This is a genomic window from Micromonospora sp. NPDC057141 (assembly GCF_042670805.1).
In the GTDB taxonomy this organism is placed as follows: Bacteria; Actinomycetota; Actinomycetes; order Mycobacteriales; family Micromonosporaceae; genus Micromonospora.
Genome location: NZ_JBHUVA010000048.1, coordinates 1 through 14,635, shown reverse-complemented (window position 1 = coordinate 14,635; position 14,635 = coordinate 1). Strand labels below are relative to the sequence as shown.

Below are 14,635 nucleotides of genomic sequence, written 5' to 3'. Positions count from 1 at the left end.
GGGGCCGTTTGCCACCAAGATCTCTGGGCTCCCCGGCGGACCCCACCACGACGCACCGCAACGAACGCGGCCCCAAAGCACCAGGACAGCGCTCAGCGCACCGTCCGGGAGAACACCGCCAGCTCGGCCACCGCGGCCACCGCGATCGCCGCCACGAGCGGCCACGGCGTCCCCACCACCGCGTAGACCAGCAACAGCACCGGCCCGGCGGCCACCGCGTACACCGCCAGGGCCAGCGAGCGGTCCGAGCGCAGCAGGCCCGGCAGCACCGTACGGGTCAGCCCCGGCACCCGCGCCGCGAGCAGCCAGCCCAGCAGCGCCCCGCTCACCCCCACCAGCACCGCGAGGAACCTCGACGGGCCCGACGACGCGCCGGCCGCCGCGACCGCCACCAGCACGGCCCCCACGAGCGTCCAGCCCGCCCCGTACAGCACCAACCGGCGCAGGTCGTCGACGACGCCCCGGGGCGAGTCGGGCGCGACCGGACCGACCTGGGCCGCCTGGACGGCCGGTACGCTCTCCGCCAGCTCGGCGAGGGCCGACGCGTACCAGCGCCGTTCCAGCCGGACGATCCCCGGCTCGTCGCCGGCCCGTTCCAGCTCCGGGTCGAGCCGCAGCGCCTCCCGGTACGCCCGCTCGGCCAGGTCGTACAGCCGCAGCCGGGCGGCGACGAGGGCGAGCACCAGGTGCGCCTGGGACTCCTGCGGGGTCAGCTCGACGCCCCGCCAGGCGGCGTTGAGGGCCGGCTGCCCGTTGCGGGAGCCGGACAGGATCGCGGCGGCGCTGCGCTGGGCGTACGCGTCGGCGGGGCCGACGGCGAGCAGCCGCTCGGCGGTGCCGGCCGCCTCGGCGTACTCGCCCTGGTCGACCAGGGCCAGCCCCCGGGCGACCAGCGGGGCGGCCGCGTCCGGGGCGACGGCCAGGGCCGCGTCGGCGGCGGCGCGCGCCTCGGCGGGCCGGCCGGCGGCCAGGTGCACCCGGGCGAGGGTGGTCAGCGCGTCGGCGTTCGCCTGCTCCAGCGCGAGGGCGAGACCGACCTCCCCGGCGGCCTCGTCGTACCGGCCGAGGTCGGCCAGGAGCTGGGCGCGCTGGAGGTACCCCTCGGCGGTGGCGTCGCTCGACATCGGGGGCGGCCCTACGCGGGCAGGACCGGGTGGACCAGGGCCACCGCGATGCCGGCGAGCCCCTCGCCGCGCCCGGTGAAGCCGAGCCCGTCGGTGGTGGCGGCGGAGACGGTCACCGGCGCGCCGACCGCCTCGGAGAGCACCGCCTCCGCCTCGGCGCGACGTGGCCCGATCTTCGGCCGGTTGCCGACGACCTGCACGGAGACGTTGCCGATCTCGAAGCCGGCCGTCCGGACCCGGCGGGCGGTCTCGGTGAGCAGCGCCACCCCCGGCGCGCCCACCCATTCGGGCTCGGCCACACCGAAGTTGGCGCCGAGGTCGCCGAGGCCGGCGGCGGAGAGCAGCGCGTTGCAGGCGGCGTGCGCGGCCACGTCGGCGTCGGAGTGCCCGGCCAGGCCGTCCTGGTCGGGCCAGAGCAGGCCGGCCAGCCAGCAGGGCCGGCCCGCCTCGAAGGCGTGCACGTCGGTGCCGATGGCCACCCGAGGAACGATCATGAACCGAGGGTACGCGTCACGCGCCGCCGGCCAGCAGGTGCTCGGCCAGCGCAAGGTCGAACGGGCGGGTCACCTTGAGGGCGTACTCGGAGCCGGGGACGCAGACCACCGGTACGCCCTGCTTCTCGACGAGGCCCGCGTCGTCGGTGAGCGGGTCACCGGCTGCCGCGTGGGCGGCGGCCAGCGCCGCGCGGCGGAAGCCCTGCGGGGTCTGCACGGCGCGCAGGGCGGACCGGTCGACGGTGCCGAGGACCACCTCGCCGGGGCCGACCTCCTTGATCGTGTCGACGACGGGGAGGACGGGGATCACCGCGTCGTGCCCGGAGCGGACCGCCGCGGCGACGGACTCGACCAGCCCGGGCGGGGTGAGCGCGCGGGCCGCATCGTGCACCAGGACGATCTCCGGGCCGGCGGGGACGGCGGCCAGCGCGGCGGCCACGGACGCCTGGCGTTCGGCCCCGCCGGGGACGACCGTCACCGGGGCGACCGGGGCGAGCAGGTCGCGGACCGCCTCGACCTCGGCCGCCGGGGCGGCCACCACGATCGTGTGCACGGACGCGGCGGCGGCGATCCGGCGCACGGCGTGCACGAGCAGCGGCTCGCCGGCGAGTGGGCGCAGGGCCTTGGGCGCGCCCGGGCCGAGGCGTACCCCGGCACCGGCCGCAGGCACGAGGACCGCGACGTCACCGCGCGGATTGAGCTGCGCGGTCACGTCGCGGTCCTCGGGTTTCTCTGCTGCGGATCGGGCCGATGGTGCGGTGGGGATCAGGCCTCGGTCAACACCTTGTCGAGCAGCGTCTCCGCCTCGTCCTTGGTGCTCTTCTCGGCCAGCGCGACCTCGCCGACGAGAATGTCCCGCGCCTTGGCGAGCATGCGCTTCTCGCCCGCCGACAGGCCCCGCTCCCGCTCCCGGCGCCACAGGTCGCGCACGACCTCGGCCACCTTCAGCGGGTTGCCGGAGGCCAGCTTCTCCAGATTCGCCTTATAACGCCGCGACCAGTTGGTCGGCTCCTCGGTGTGCGGAGCCCGGAGGACGTCGAAGACCTTGCCCAGGCCCTCTTCGCCGACCACCTCGCGCACGCCCACGATCTCGGCGTTCTCAGCGGGCACCCGGACCGTCAGGTCACCCTGCGCGACCCTCAGGACGAGGTATTCCCTGGGCTCGCCCTTGATGACCCGAGTCTCGATTGCCTCGATGAGTGCGGCCCCGTGGTGGGGGTAAACAACGGTCTCGCCGACACTGAAAACCATAGGTTCGAAACCCCTTTCGCTGTGTCTAGGGTAACACGCTCAGGCACCGATGTCCCACCGATGTCCTGACCGTTGGCGCAGCTCAGGGGCCCTGTGAGAGGTCTTTCTTCGGCTTGACAGGAGGCCAAACCAGTGGTTTGAACACGCTCCGTGATTGGCGGATGACACCCCGACGCGGGTGATCGGAGCGTGGATTTCTCGGGCGATGCGCTGTTCCCATGGTATCCCGGTCGCGCCAGCCGCGCCCAGGTGTAGCGGGAGGACCCGGCGGTGCGGGACCCTGGAGGCGCACCGCTGTCCGCGCGCCGAGACGGTTGCAGGGGGTCCGATGGGCATGCCCGACGCAGACGACCAGGGCCCGGCCGACGGCCTTCCCGGCCTGCCACCGGAGTGGGGCCGCATCGTCGTGCCGGACGACCCGTCCGCGCTCGCCGAGGAGGCCGCGCTGGTCCGCCGCGAGCTGCGCCGCCGGGCCAACGAGGCCCGCTGGCAACGCCGCCTCGGCCTGTTCCCCCACGCCGGCGGCCGGCCCCCGCTCCGCCTCCCGCTGCTCGTCCTGCTGCTGGCCGTGCTGACCACGCTCGCCGGCCTGTTCGCCGTCACCTGGCCCCGGCCGCCCCGGGGCGGCGACCGGCCCACCGTCGTGCCGTACCCGACGGCGACCGACCTGAGCGGCCGGGCCCTGCCGGCGCTGGACCTGGTCGACGCCGAGAACTCGGCCGTCTCGCTGCGCGCCCTGACGCCCGCCGTGATCATCCTGGTCGACGCCTGCCCCTGCCCCGAGCGGGTGGCCGAGGCCGCCGCGCTCGCGCCGCCCGGCGTGACCGTGGTCACCGTCGAGGGCGGCCGCACGGTCCGCGCCACCCCGGCGTCGCCCACCGCGACCGTACGCCCGCTCGCCGACCCGGCCGGCGGCCTGCGCACCTTCCTGCGGCTGCCGGCGCGGCCCGGGGCGGCCACCGCGCTGCTGGTCGACCGCGCCGGCGTGCTGGTCCGGGTGGTGCCCGAGCTGCGCTCCGCCGAGGACTACCGCGCCGACCTGAGCCGCCTCGGCACCTGACTGGGGTCTGTGTACGGCGGCTCAGCCGGCCAGGGCCAGAGCCGCCAGCCGGGCGTCCACGACGATCGGGGTGCCGCCGGAGGCGGCGAAGGCGATCCGGATCGGGCCCGTCCCGCCGTACAGCCACACCGAGGCGACCGAGCCGTCGCACGCCACCCGGCGGCTCTCCCGCCGACCGGAACGGACCGTCGTCAGCAGCAGCTCCCCCGCGCCGACGCACCGGTGCTGGAGCAGGTGCGGTCGGGACCCGGCGGCGGTGACGGTGCGCTGCTGCGGCGGCAGGCCGGGGCGCAGGGTCAGCCGGGCCTCCCACAGGCTGCCGAACCCGCCCACGTCGCCGCCCAGGCCCTCGCCCTCGCGGGGCCCGGCCACGGCGGGGTGTTGGGTGAGCACCCGGGCGGTGGCGGCGTCGATGACGACGGTGCGGCCAGCGGCTGGGTCGACGACGAAGGTCCGGCCGGTGGCGGCATCGACGAAGAACGTCCCGCCGGAGTCCGTCCCGCCGGACGGCGGACGGACGAGGACGGCGTCCACGCCGGACGGCCGGCTCGGCCCACCCGTCGGGCCGACCGTGGGTGCCGCAGCCCGCCACCACGCGCCACCGGCAACCACGACGAGCACAGCCAGCCCCGCCAACACCCCACCCCGCAGCCGATCCACCCCCACCCCACCCACACCGCCGAGCCTAACCCGCCCCGGCCGGACTCGGTGATCAAGAGCTTTGCGTCATCGTCGAGATCAACTATGACGCTTTCCTCTTGATCACCGCGCCGAACCGGGGCCGGAACCAGGGGGGTGGGGTGGGGGGTGGGGTGGGGTGGGGGTGGGGGGTGGGGGTGGGGTGGGGGGTTAGTCGGTGTGGTCCAGGAGGGCGGCGTAGAGGGTCAGGCCGGGGCCGAAGGCGAGCAGCAGGATCCGCTCGGCCGGCCGTTGCGCCCGCAGCAGCCGGTCCAGGATCAGCAGGACCGTCGCCGAGGAGCAGTTGCCGTGGGCGTCCAGGGTGGCCCGGGCCGCGTCCAGCGCCTGCGGCGGCAGCGCCAGCTCGCGTTCCACCACGTCCAGGATGCGCGGGCCGCCCGGGTGCACCGCCCAGCCGCCCACCTCCGACAGCACGGCACCGTGCCGGGCCAGCAGGTCGTCGACCAGCCCCCGGACGTGGCGGGAGAGCACCTGCGGGACCTTCGGGGACAGCCCCATCCGAAAGCCGGTGTCGGTGACGTCCCAGGTCATGTGGTCCGCCGTGGACGTGTCGGTGATCGAGGTGACCTCGCGCAGCGCGTACCCCCGGCCGCCGGGGACGACCACGGCGGCGACGGCGGCGTCCGAGAAGAGGGCGTGGGAGACGATCTGCTGGGTGTCCAGCCGGGCCGTGGCGGGCTGGATGTGCAGGCTGGTCAGCTCCGCGCAGAGCAGCAGCGCCGGCCGCTGCCGGGCGGTGACGAAGTCGCCGGCCGCGCCGAGCCCCGGCAGGGCCGCGTAGCAGCCCATGTGGCCGACGACCATGCGCTGGGTGTGCGGGGCCATGCCCAGGTCCCGGGCGAGCAGGATGTCCAGCCCGGGGGTGGCGTACCCGGTGCACGAACAGACGATGAACAGGCCGACGTCCCCGGCGTCCAGGCCGGCGGCGGTGAGCGCCCGCCCGACCGCCTCCTTGCCCAGTGGCAGCGCCTCGACCTGGTAGCGGCGCATCCGGCGCTCGGTCGGCCAGTCCGAGACGTCCTCCAGCAGCGGGTTGACCGCCGCCTGCCGCCGCGTCACACCCGAGTTGGCGAAGATCCGCTGCGCGAGCGCCCGCGTGGCGCCGGGAAAGTGGCCCGCGAAGAAGCCCGACCAGAGCTCGTCCTGCGTGGCCCCCGGCGGCTGCGCCGCGCCCAGACCCGCGATCACCGGTACGGCCACGTTCCCCACCTCTCGTTCGCGTACCCCACGTCGTCACCAACGAGAGGCGGAGCTGTCGCGGTCCGGTCCCACCTGCGCCCCGGCGCGGGCCCGGTCATCCGCGCCGGACGCCGCGACCCTGGTAGAGCACCGCCTTCGACCAGGTCGGCCGGATCCGGGGCTCCCGCCCGGCCGGCGGCGGACCGCTGCCCACCGGCGGTGACGGCGGCCGACCGGCGGCCCGCAGCCGGCGGAGCAGCCAGCGCAGGGTGCCGCCCAGCTCCGGCCGGACGCCTCGGACCCGCAGGTCGACGCCGCGCCGGGCGCACTCGGCGACCAGCGCCCGGTCGTCCACGAACAACCGTGGATCGTGGATGCCCCGGGGCACCGTCGGCAGCCGCTCGCCGATCTCCACGGCGACCAGCCGGCTCAGCGCGGTGTCGTTGAGCGTGTCCAGCACCAGCAGGCCGCCCGGCCGGAGCAGCCGGCACGCCTCCGCCGCGGCGGCCCGCCAGTCCGGCACGTGCTCCAGCAGCTCACCGGCGGCGACCACGTCTGCGCAGCCGTCGGCCAGCGGCACGGCGGTGGCGTCGCCGTTGACCGGCGTCACCCCGTGCGCGGTGGCCTGCGCCAGAGCGGAGCGGGTGAGGTCGACGCCGACGTGCCGGTAGCCCTTGCCGGCCAGGTGCGGGGCGAGCAGGCCGGCGCCGCAGCCCAGGTCGACCAGGAGGGCGTGGGGCCGGGTGGCCGGCGGCACCAGGGCGGCCCGGGCGCGGGCGAGCCAGTGCAGCATCGCGAACGCCCCGTCCGGGCGCCACCACTCGTCGACCAGGTCGTCGTACTGCCGGGGATCGTTGGGTGGCAGCACGCGCGGGCGGTCGGACACCGGGGACGATCCGTCACGCATGGCACCGAGCGTGGCACGACCGGGCGGTAACGACCAGACTTCCCTTATGTCGACGACGGTGTTAGGGCTGTTCAGGGCGAGCCACCCGGAGCCGGCCGCAGCGGTGACGGTGGTGGCGGGGCTGCTCGCTCTGGGAGTGGGGCACCACCCGGCCGGGGTCGCCGCGGTGGCGCTCACGGTGCTCGCCAGCCAGCTCGCCGTCGGCTGGTCCAACGACCACCTGGACGCCGACCGGGACGCGGCGGTGGGGCGTACCGACAAACCGGTCGCCGCCGGCGCGGTGAGCCGGCGCGCGGTGGGTCTGGCGACGCGGGCCGCGACCCTGGCCACGGTGCTGCTCGCGGCGGCGACGACCAACCGGACGGCGGCGGTCTGGGCGACCGTGGCCCTGGTCTCCGCGCTGGCCTACAACTGGCCGCTGAAGTCGACGCCGTTCTCCGTGCTGCCCTACGCGGTCTCGTTCGGCGCGCTGCCCGCCTTCGTGGTGCTCGCGCTGCCCGGCGCCCCCGCCCCGCCGGTCTGGCTGGTGGCCGCCGCCGCCCTGCTGGGGGCCGGGGCGCACTTCGCCAACGTGCTGCCCGACCTCGCCGACGACGCCCGGACCGGGGTACGCGGGCTGCCGCACCTCCTCCGCGCGGCCGGCAGCGGGGTGGCCGCCGCCGGGCTGCTGCTCGCCGCGACCGTCACCCTGGTCGCCGGGCCGCCCGGGCCGCCGTCGTGGTTCGGGCTGTCGGCGGTCGCCACCGCCGCGCTGGTCCCGCCCCTGACCTGGTACGCCGGCCGCAACGCCCGCCGGGCCGGCGACCGGGGGGTGGCCGCGTTCCGGGCGGTGCTGCTGGTGGCCCTGATCGACGTGGTGTTGCTGGTCGCCGGCGGTCGGGTGGTCTGAGCGCCCCCGGAAGGTGGTGGTACCGGGTCGGCGTGCGGGTCCCGATCAACCCCAACTACCCTGAAGCCGGTCTGCGCGGGTATGGCCACCGTGCCCGGCGACGGCCGGGTGGGGATCGTGACGAGGAGGACCGACGTGACGCGCTCGATCAGGGGTTCCCGGCGGGCGGCCCTGCTGCTGTCCGGCGTGGCGGCGGCGACCGGGCTGCTGGCGACCGGTTGCGGCGCCGGCCAGGTGGCCGAGACCGCGATGAAGGAGCCGTCGGTCCAGGGCGTCAACATCCAGACTCCGGACAACGCCTACAAGGTGCGCGGGCTGTACGTCGAGTACCCGGGCGCCGAGGGCTACCAGGCCGGCGCGAACGCCGCCGTCAACGCGGTGCTCTACAACGACACGCAGAGCCCGGTGACGGTGACCGTCACCACGGACAGCGCGCGGGACATCGTGATCAGCGGCGGCGCGTCCGCCTCGGCGAGCCCGTCGGCGTCGGCCAGCGAATCGCCGTCGGAGAACGCGTCGCCGTCCGGGTCGGCCAGCCCGTCGGAGGGCGCGGCGGAGAGCCCGTCCGCCTCGCCGAGCCCGTCGGCCCCGGCCGGTGAGCCGGCCCGGTTCGAGATCCCCGCCCTCGGCTACGTCCAGCTCAACGTGCAGGGCGGCCGGCCGCTCCAGCTCGTCGGCCTCAACCAGGCGCTGCTGGCCGGCCAGCAGGTCAACCTGACCTTCGACTTCGGCAACGGCCGCGTCCTCACCACCCCGGCCCCGGTCGGCGTCCCGCTGACCCCGCTCCCGCAGCCGTCCCAGATCGTGCAGCGCGAGGGCGCGCACGGCGCGGAGGGCGGCACCGAGGGCTCCGGCCACGGGGGCTGACCGCCGCCCGGGAAACAGCTCGACCGCACCGCCGGCATGGCACCCGCCATGCCGGCGGTGTTTCGTCGTACGGGGGGACTAGCGTTCCGGTGTGACGACGCCCCGATCGACACCCTCCCGGGCGACCCCGCGCGGCCGGGCCGCCCGCGAGCCCCGCCCCGCCTACGAGTGCGACGCCTGCGGCCACCAGCCACCCAAGTGGGTGGGACGCTGCCCCGAGTGCGGTGAGTGGGGCTCGGTGGTCGAGTGCACGGTGACCGGCCCGACCGTCTCCGGGCGGGTGGTCAGCTCCCGGATGCCGGCCGAGCCGGCCCGGCCGATCGCCACCATCAGCGCCGCACCGGCCAAGGCCCGCCCCACCGGCGTGAGCGAGCTCGACCGGGTGCTCGGCGGCGGCCTGGTGCCCGGCGCGGTGGTGCTGCTCGCCGGCGAGCCGGGGGTGGGCAAGTCCACGTTGCTGCTCGACGTCGCCCAGCAGTGGGCGGCCACCGCCGGCAGCCCGTCGCTGGTCGTCAGCGGCGAGGAGTCGGTCAGCCAGGTGCGACTGCGCGCCGAGCGGATGAACGCCCTGCACGACCAGCTCTGGCTGGCCGCCGAAAGCGACCTCGGCGCGGTCCTCGGCCACCTCGACGCGGTGAAGCCGGGACTGCTGGTGCTCGACTCGGTGCAGACCATCTCCACCCCCGGCACCGAGGGGGTCCCGGGCGGGGTGACCCAGGTGCGGGCGGTCACCGCCGCCCTGGTCGCCGTGGCCAAGGAGCGGGGGGTCGCCACCGTCCTGGTCGGCCACGTCACCAAGGACGGCCAGGTGGCCGGGCCCCGGGTGCTGGAGCATCTGGTCGACGTGGTGCTGCACTTCGAGGGCGACAAGCACTCCTCGCTGCGGATGGTGCGCGGCGTGAAGAACCGGTTCGGCGCCGCCGACGAGGTCGGCTGCTTCGAGATGCACGAGGGCGGCATCAGCAGCCTCGCCGACCCGTCCGGGCTGTTCCTCACCCGCTACTCGGAGCCGGTGCCGGGCACCTGCGTCACGGTGGCGATGGAGGGGCGGCGGGCGCTGGTCACCGAGGTCCAGGCGCTGATCGGGGCGACCGTGGCGGGTTCGCCCCGGCGCACGGTGTCGGGGCTGGACGGGGCCCGGCTGGCGATGGTCCTGGCGGTGCTCCAGCGCCGCGCCGAGCGGCTGACCCTGCACGACCGGGAGGTCTTCGCCGCCACGGTCGGCGGCATCCGGGTGGTGGAACCGGCCGCCGACCTGGCGGTCGCCCTCGCGGTCGCCTCCGGCGGCCTCAACCTCGCCATCAACCCGCACCTGGTGGCGATCGGCGAGGTCGGGCTGACCGGCGAGGTGCGCCGGGTCGGCGCGGTGCCCCGTCGGCTCGCCGAGGCGGCCCGGCTCGGCTTCCGGGTGGCCCTCGTGCCCCCCGGGTGCGGCCCGGACAGCGCCGGGGCGGGCCCGGAGAACATGCGCGTGATGGAGGTCACCGACGTGCGCTCGGCGCTCCAGTGTGCCGCCCGCGCATCGGCGGAGTGACCGACGGTGGCCGCCGGGTCGGACCGCCGGTGCGATTCCGGACAAGCGCGGCGGGCCACCCGGCGCGGTCGGCAGGGGGCATCGTGACACATCACAGTAACCACGACAGCACCCACCGCACGCCAGTCCGTAGACTGTGCGCGTGCCGATCGACCGCGATGCCAGCAGAACCGCCGGCGCGACACCCCACGCCCGCACCGGCGCCGTGGGCTCGCCCGCCCGTCCGATCAGCGTCAGCGTGACCGGGAGTGTCGGCGGCGCGAGCGGTGACCCGTTGCGGGCCAATCTCGCCCTCATGGCCCCGGGCACCGCGCTGCGTGACGGCCTGGAGCGGATCCTGCGGGGCCGCACGGGTGCGCTGATCGTCCTGGGCTACGACAAGGTCGTCGAGGGGCTGTGCACCGGCGGCTTCCCGCTCGACGTGGAGTTCTCGGCGACCCGGGTCCGGGAGCTGTGCAAGATGGACGGCGCGGTGGTGCTCTCCAGCGACGGCACCAGGATCGTCCGGGCGGCCGTGCACCTGATGCCGGACCCGTCGATTCCCACCGAGGAGTCCGGCACCCGGCACCGCACCGCCGAGCGGGTGGCCCGGCAGACCGGCTACCCGGTCATCTCCGTCAGCCAGTCGATGCGGATCATCAGCCTCTACGTCAACGGCCAGCGGCACGTGCTGGACGACTCGGCGGCCATCCTGTCCCGGGCCAACCAGGCCCTGGCCACCCTGGAGCGCTACAAGCTGCGCCTCGACGAGGTCTCCGGCACCCTCTCCGCCCTGGAGATCGAGGACCTGGTGACGGTCCGGGACGCGGTGGCCGTGGTGCAGCGGCTGGAGATGGTCCGCCGGATCGCCGACGAGATCGCCGGCTACGTGGTGGAGCTGGGCACCGACGGCCGCCTGCTGGCGCTCCAGCTCGACGAGCTGATGGCCGGCGTGGACGCCGACCGCACCCTGGTCATCCGCGACTACCTGCCCACCGGCCGCAAGTCCCGCACCCTCGACGAGGCGCTGGTGGAGCTGGACCTGCTGAGCGCCACCGAGCTGATCGACCTGGTCGCGGTGGCCAAGGCCATCGGCTACCCGGCCGCCTCCGACGCGCTGGACGCGGCGGTCAGCCCGCGCGGCTTCCGGCTGCTGGCCAAGGTCCCCCGGCTGCCGGTGGCCATCGTCGACCGGCTGGTGCTGCACTTCGGCAGCCTCCAGCGGCTGCTCGGGGCCACCGTGGAGGACCTGCAGGCCGTCGAGGGCGTCGGCGACGCCCGCGCCCGGGGAGTCCGGGAAGGGCTGTCCAGGCTCGCCGAGGCCTCCATCCTGGAACGCTACGTCTGACACTCACGGCGGCCCGGCGGCAGCGTGACCCGGCCGTCGGGTGTCGGGGCTGGCCGAGCGGTGGGGCGGGTCAGCCGGTGACGGTGAGCTTCACCGGCGCGCTGAGCTTGGTGTCGAGCCGCCCGAAGACCTGGTACGCCCCGGCCGGCGGGAACGGGCCACTGGCGAGCCCGTTCTTGCAACGGCTGGTGTCCCGCCCGTTCCAGTCCACCTGGTACGACCGTTCGAAGCCGGGCGTGAACGACTGCACGTCCGAGCCCTTGACGTTGCCGCAGGTGTCGGAGGACCACACCTTCTCCGCGCCCGACTTGACGAACAACTCCTGGAAGTCGGCGCCCACGTCGCGGCTACAGGTGCGGTCCGACTTGTTCTTGATCTTCAGCTGGAGGCTGACCACGGTGCCCCGCTGCGCCGACGTCGGCAGCACCACCGGCGTCACCGAGATCTCCGCGTCGGTGCACGTCCCGGCGTCCGCGCCGGGCCCGGCCGGAGCGCCGTCGCCGGAGGGGTCGTTCGACCCGCCCTGGTCGTCCCCCGGCGAGCCCGGGTCGCCGGCGGGTTCGTCCGACCCGCCCGGCGGCAGGCCGGTCTGCGGAGTCAGCACCGAGCCGCTCGGGGCGGGTGCCGCCGACGGGTCGCCGGCACCCGGGGTCGCCGTCGGAGTCGGAGTCGACTGCGACTGCGGGGTGGTGCCGGTGTTGCCCGCGCCGTTGCAGGAGTAGAGCAGGACAATCAGGAAGAGAAGCCCCGCTCCGAGTACGACGGCGCGACGCCGCCAGTACACGGCGGGTGGCAGGGGGCCGACCGTCAGACGCATGATGCCCCCACCGTAGCGGCGCGACGTACCGTCGTCGGGCGCGACGCGCCGGAGCGCCCTCGGCTCACCGTGACGACCCTCCACTCACGACATCCGCCGTCCCGCCGACGGCGGCGAACCCGCCGGTGACCAGCCCGGCCCGGCGGGGCCGGGACCGATCACTGGTAGACCTGGCGCTGGTAGACCGCGTGCGCTCCGGCCACCCGGTCCAGGAAGAGCAGACCGAGGCAGTGGTCGATCTCGTGCTGCAACGCGCGCGCCTCGAACCCGTCGGTGACCAGCCGCACCGGCGCACCGCTGCCCGGCAACAGCCCCTCGACGACCAGCCGGCTGGCCCGCTTGACGTCACCGGTGAGATCGGGCACCGACATGCAGCCCTCGCGGCCGCCCTTCCACCGGGTCGCCTCCACCACCCGGGCGTTGCACAGGACGAACGTGCCGTGCACGGTGACCGCCTTCGGGTGGCCGGTGACGTCCACCGCGAACACCTGCGCGCCCACACCGACCTGCGGGGCGGCGAGGCCCACGCAACCCGGCGAGACCCGCATCGTGGCGATCAGGTCGGCGGCGAGGCGGACCACCTCGTCCGACGTCGGGTCCACCTCCGGCCCCGGCCGGCTGAGCACCGGGTCGGGGGCGGAGACCACCGGGCGCACCTCGCCCGGCACCGGCAGCGACTCCGGGGTCCAGCCGGCGAGGCCCGCGTAGTCCGCCGTCACAGCAGGTCCGTGTCCGCCGGGCGGAGGCTGACCCCCACGCCCAGCTCCGCGGCGGTACGCGCCAACCGGCCGGCCACCTCGTCGAAGGTGCCCGGCGGCAGATCGACCTCCGCGACCACCACGTAGAGGGATCCGGTCAGCCGGGTGCTCAGGTCGGTGACGTTGCCGCCCGCGTCGGTCAGCACCCGCGTCATCGCCGCGACGATGCCCATCCGGTCCGCACCGTGCACCGCCAGCACGTACGGCTCGCCGCTCGGCGCCGTCGCGCCGTCGGGGGTGACCGCCCGTACGGTGGCCAAAAGCTGGCCGTCGGCGGCGAGCGGGGCCAGCGCGGCCTCGACGTCGACGGCGGCCGGGCCCACGCAGATCAGGGTCATCGCGAAGTGGCCCCGCAGCCGGGTCATGGTGGAGTCGGTGAGGTTCGCGCCGAGCCGGGCGAGCACCTCGGCGACGTCGGCCACGATGCCTGGCCGGTCCCGGCCGATGACGGTGATCGCGAGCTCGTTCATCCGGGCATTCTGCCCGATCGTGGGCCGGCCTCCGCGTCGCCCCGCCCGGCCCGTCCAACCTGCGGGAAGACGGCCCGTGACATGATCGACGCGCGATGTCCGAGCACACTTTCGCCACCCTCGTCAGCCGGTGGTACGAGCGCAACGCCCGCGACCTGCCGTGGCGCGTGCCCGGCGTGGGCGCGTGGGCGATCCTCGTCAGCGAGGTCATGCTCCAGCAGACGCCCGTGGTGCGGGTGCTGCCGGCCTACGAGGCGTGGCTGGCCCGCTGGCCCACGCCCGCCGCGCTCGCCGCCGACACGCCCGCCGAGGCGATCCGGATGTGGGGACGGCTGGGCTACCCGCGCCGGGCGATGCGGCTGCGCGACTGCGCGGTGGCGATCGTCGAGCGGCACGGCGGCGAGGTGCCGGACCGGCTGGACCAGTTGCTCGCCCTGCCGGGGGTCGGCACGTACACGGCGCGCGCGGTGGCCGCCTTCGCGTACGGGCAGCGGCACCCGGTGGTGGACACCAACGTGCGGCGGGTGGTCTGCCGGGCGGTTGCCGGGGAGCCGGACGCCGGCCCGGCCACCCGCCCCGCCGACCTGGTGGCCACCGAGGAACTGCTGCCGGTGGAGCCGGCCGAGGCTGCACTGGCCAGCGCCGCGTTCATGGAGCTGGGGGCCGTCGTCTGCACCGCCCGGTCGCCCCGGTGCGCGGCCTGCCCCGTGGAGTCGATCTGCGCCTGGCGGGCCTCCGGCCAGGCGGCGCCGGCGGGCCCGACGCGGCGTCCCCAGCGGTACGCGGGCACGGACCGCCAGGTCCGCGGGCTGCTGCTGGCGGTGCTGCGGGAGGCCAGCGGCCCCGTGCCGCGCCAGCGGCTGGACCAGGTGTGGACCGACGACGTGCAGCGCTCCCGGGCGCTGGCCGGGCTGGTCACCGACGGCCTGGTGGAACCGGTCGGTGGGGGGACGTTCCGCCTCGCGGGTGACGGCCCGGCGATCCCGGCACCGGCCCTGGACGGCTGACCGGTCCACCCGGCTCCGGCCCGGCCGGCGTGCCTCGAACCGCCCGCCCCGCCCGCCCACCCCGCCCGCTCGCGGCCAGCCCCCGGAAACCGCCATGTCGCCGACATCACGGTTTCCGCCCACCCTGATACCGCCACATGGCCGGCATGGGCGCTGCCGCCCGCCCCCTGGCACCGTTATGTCGCCGACGTGACGGCGAACTGGCGGGCCGGCCGGTGGACGCGAACGGGCGACGGCCCGGCGGCTTTCGCC

General features: G+C 75.7%; 16 protein-coding genes. 6 read left to right on the top strand and 10 right to left on the bottom strand.

The window, feature by feature from the left end:
* Nucleotides 1-92 precede the first annotated feature (92 nt).
* The 4 genes from ACFT41_RS21920 to ACFT41_RS21905 are packed head-to-tail and all read right to left on the bottom strand — an operon-like array spanning nucleotide 93 to nucleotide 2,869.
* On the bottom strand, nucleotides 93-1,124 hold the full coding sequence (locus ACFT41_RS21920; protein WP_377586822.1) for a tetratricopeptide repeat protein: 1,032 nt from the start codon (nucleotides 1,122-1,124) through the stop codon (nucleotides 93-95).
* Between the two features lie 11 nt (nucleotides 1,125-1,135).
* Complete coding sequence (ispF, locus tag ACFT41_RS21915; RefSeq protein WP_377586821.1) at nucleotides 1,136-1,618, bottom strand: 2-C-methyl-D-erythritol 2,4-cyclodiphosphate synthase; 483 nt, start codon at nucleotides 1,616-1,618, stop codon at nucleotides 1,136-1,138.
* Between the two features lie 16 nt (nucleotides 1,619-1,634).
* A complete protein-coding gene (gene ispD / locus ACFT41_RS21910; protein ID WP_377586820.1) occupies nucleotides 1,635-2,330 on the bottom strand; it encodes a 2-C-methyl-D-erythritol 4-phosphate cytidylyltransferase in 696 nt (231 codons plus the stop codon).
* A 53-nt stretch (nucleotides 2,331-2,383) separates the two neighbouring features.
* Nucleotides 2,384-2,869 carry a CarD family transcriptional regulator gene (locus ACFT41_RS21905; RefSeq protein ID WP_013288937.1) on the bottom strand — a complete coding sequence of 162 codons (486 nt, stop codon included), beginning with the start codon at nucleotides 2,867-2,869 and terminating at the stop codon, nucleotides 2,384-2,386.
* Nucleotides 2,870-3,197: 328 nt separating this feature from the next.
* Here ACFT41_RS21905 and ACFT41_RS21900 point away from each other — a divergent pair, with 328 nt between their 5' ends.
* Nucleotides 3,198-3,929, top strand: coding sequence for a hypothetical protein (locus ACFT41_RS21900; RefSeq protein WP_377586819.1), 732 nt, complete (start codon nucleotides 3,198-3,200; stop codon nucleotides 3,927-3,929).
* Between the two features lie 21 nt (nucleotides 3,930-3,950).
* Here ACFT41_RS21900 and ACFT41_RS21895 read toward each other — a convergent pair whose 3' ends face one another.
* From ACFT41_RS21895 to ACFT41_RS21885, 3 genes are all read right to left on the bottom strand, one after another.
* Nucleotides 3,951-4,604: a hypothetical protein gene (locus ACFT41_RS21895; protein WP_377586818.1), complete on the bottom strand. Its 654-nt coding sequence runs from the start codon at nucleotides 4,602-4,604 to the stop codon at nucleotides 3,951-3,953.
* A 174-nt stretch (nucleotides 4,605-4,778) separates the two neighbouring features.
* Entirely contained in the window at nucleotides 4,779-5,837 is a 1,059-nt protein-coding gene (locus ACFT41_RS21890; RefSeq protein ID WP_377586817.1) for a type III polyketide synthase, read from the bottom strand.
* Between the two features lie 85 nt (nucleotides 5,838-5,922).
* Nucleotides 5,923-6,714, bottom strand: coding sequence for a methyltransferase domain-containing protein (locus tag ACFT41_RS21885; RefSeq protein WP_377586816.1), 792 nt, complete (start codon nucleotides 6,712-6,714; stop codon nucleotides 5,923-5,925).
* Between ACFT41_RS21885 and ACFT41_RS21880 the strand changes: the two genes are divergently transcribed.
* From ACFT41_RS21880 to disA, 4 genes are all read left to right on the top strand, one after another.
* A complete protein-coding gene (locus ACFT41_RS21880; protein ID WP_377586815.1) occupies nucleotides 6,713-7,603 on the top strand; it encodes a UbiA family prenyltransferase in 891 nt (296 codons plus the stop codon). The two genes, ACFT41_RS21885 and ACFT41_RS21880, sit on opposite strands and share 2 nt — an antisense overlap.
* Before the next feature lie 135 nt (nucleotides 7,604-7,738).
* Nucleotides 7,739-8,470: a hypothetical protein gene (locus ACFT41_RS21875; RefSeq protein ID WP_377586814.1), complete on the top strand. Its 732-nt coding sequence runs from the start codon at nucleotides 7,739-7,741 to the stop codon at nucleotides 8,468-8,470.
* Between the two features lie 91 nt (nucleotides 8,471-8,561).
* Nucleotides 8,562-10,004 carry a DNA repair protein RadA gene (gene radA, locus ACFT41_RS21870; RefSeq protein ID WP_377586813.1) on the top strand — a complete coding sequence of 481 codons (1,443 nt, stop codon included), beginning with the start codon at nucleotides 8,562-8,564 and terminating at the stop codon, nucleotides 10,002-10,004.
* Between the two features lie 142 nt (nucleotides 10,005-10,146).
* A complete protein-coding gene (gene disA / locus ACFT41_RS21865) occupies nucleotides 10,147-11,331 on the top strand; it encodes a DNA integrity scanning diadenylate cyclase DisA (RefSeq protein WP_377586812.1) in 1,185 nt (394 codons plus the stop codon).
* A 70-nt stretch (nucleotides 11,332-11,401) separates the two neighbouring features.
* On the opposite strand, the gene ACFT41_RS21860 is transcribed toward disA, so the two are convergent.
* The 3 genes from ACFT41_RS21860 to ACFT41_RS21850 form a co-directional block, all read right to left on the bottom strand.
* Nucleotides 11,402-12,148 (bottom strand): hypothetical protein, encoded by a 747-nt coding sequence (locus ACFT41_RS21860; protein WP_377586811.1) that lies wholly within the window; start codon nucleotides 12,146-12,148, stop codon nucleotides 11,402-11,404.
* A gap of 158 nt (nucleotides 12,149-12,306) precedes the next feature.
* A complete protein-coding gene (locus ACFT41_RS21855) occupies nucleotides 12,307-12,867 on the bottom strand; it encodes a peptide deformylase (RefSeq protein WP_377586810.1) in 561 nt (186 codons plus the stop codon).
* Nucleotides 12,864-13,376, bottom strand: coding sequence for a glycine cleavage system protein R (locus ACFT41_RS21850; RefSeq protein ID WP_377586809.1), 513 nt, complete (start codon nucleotides 13,374-13,376; stop codon nucleotides 12,864-12,866). Before ACFT41_RS21850 ends, ACFT41_RS21855 begins: the two co-directional genes overlap by 4 nt.
* A gap of 95 nt (nucleotides 13,377-13,471) precedes the next feature.
* Here ACFT41_RS21850 and ACFT41_RS21845 point away from each other — a divergent pair, with 95 nt between their 5' ends.
* On the top strand, nucleotides 13,472-14,383 hold the full coding sequence (locus ACFT41_RS21845) for an A/G-specific adenine glycosylase (RefSeq protein WP_377586808.1): 912 nt from the start codon (nucleotides 13,472-13,474) through the stop codon (nucleotides 14,381-14,383).
* Nucleotides 14,384-14,635 lie beyond the last annotated feature (252 nt).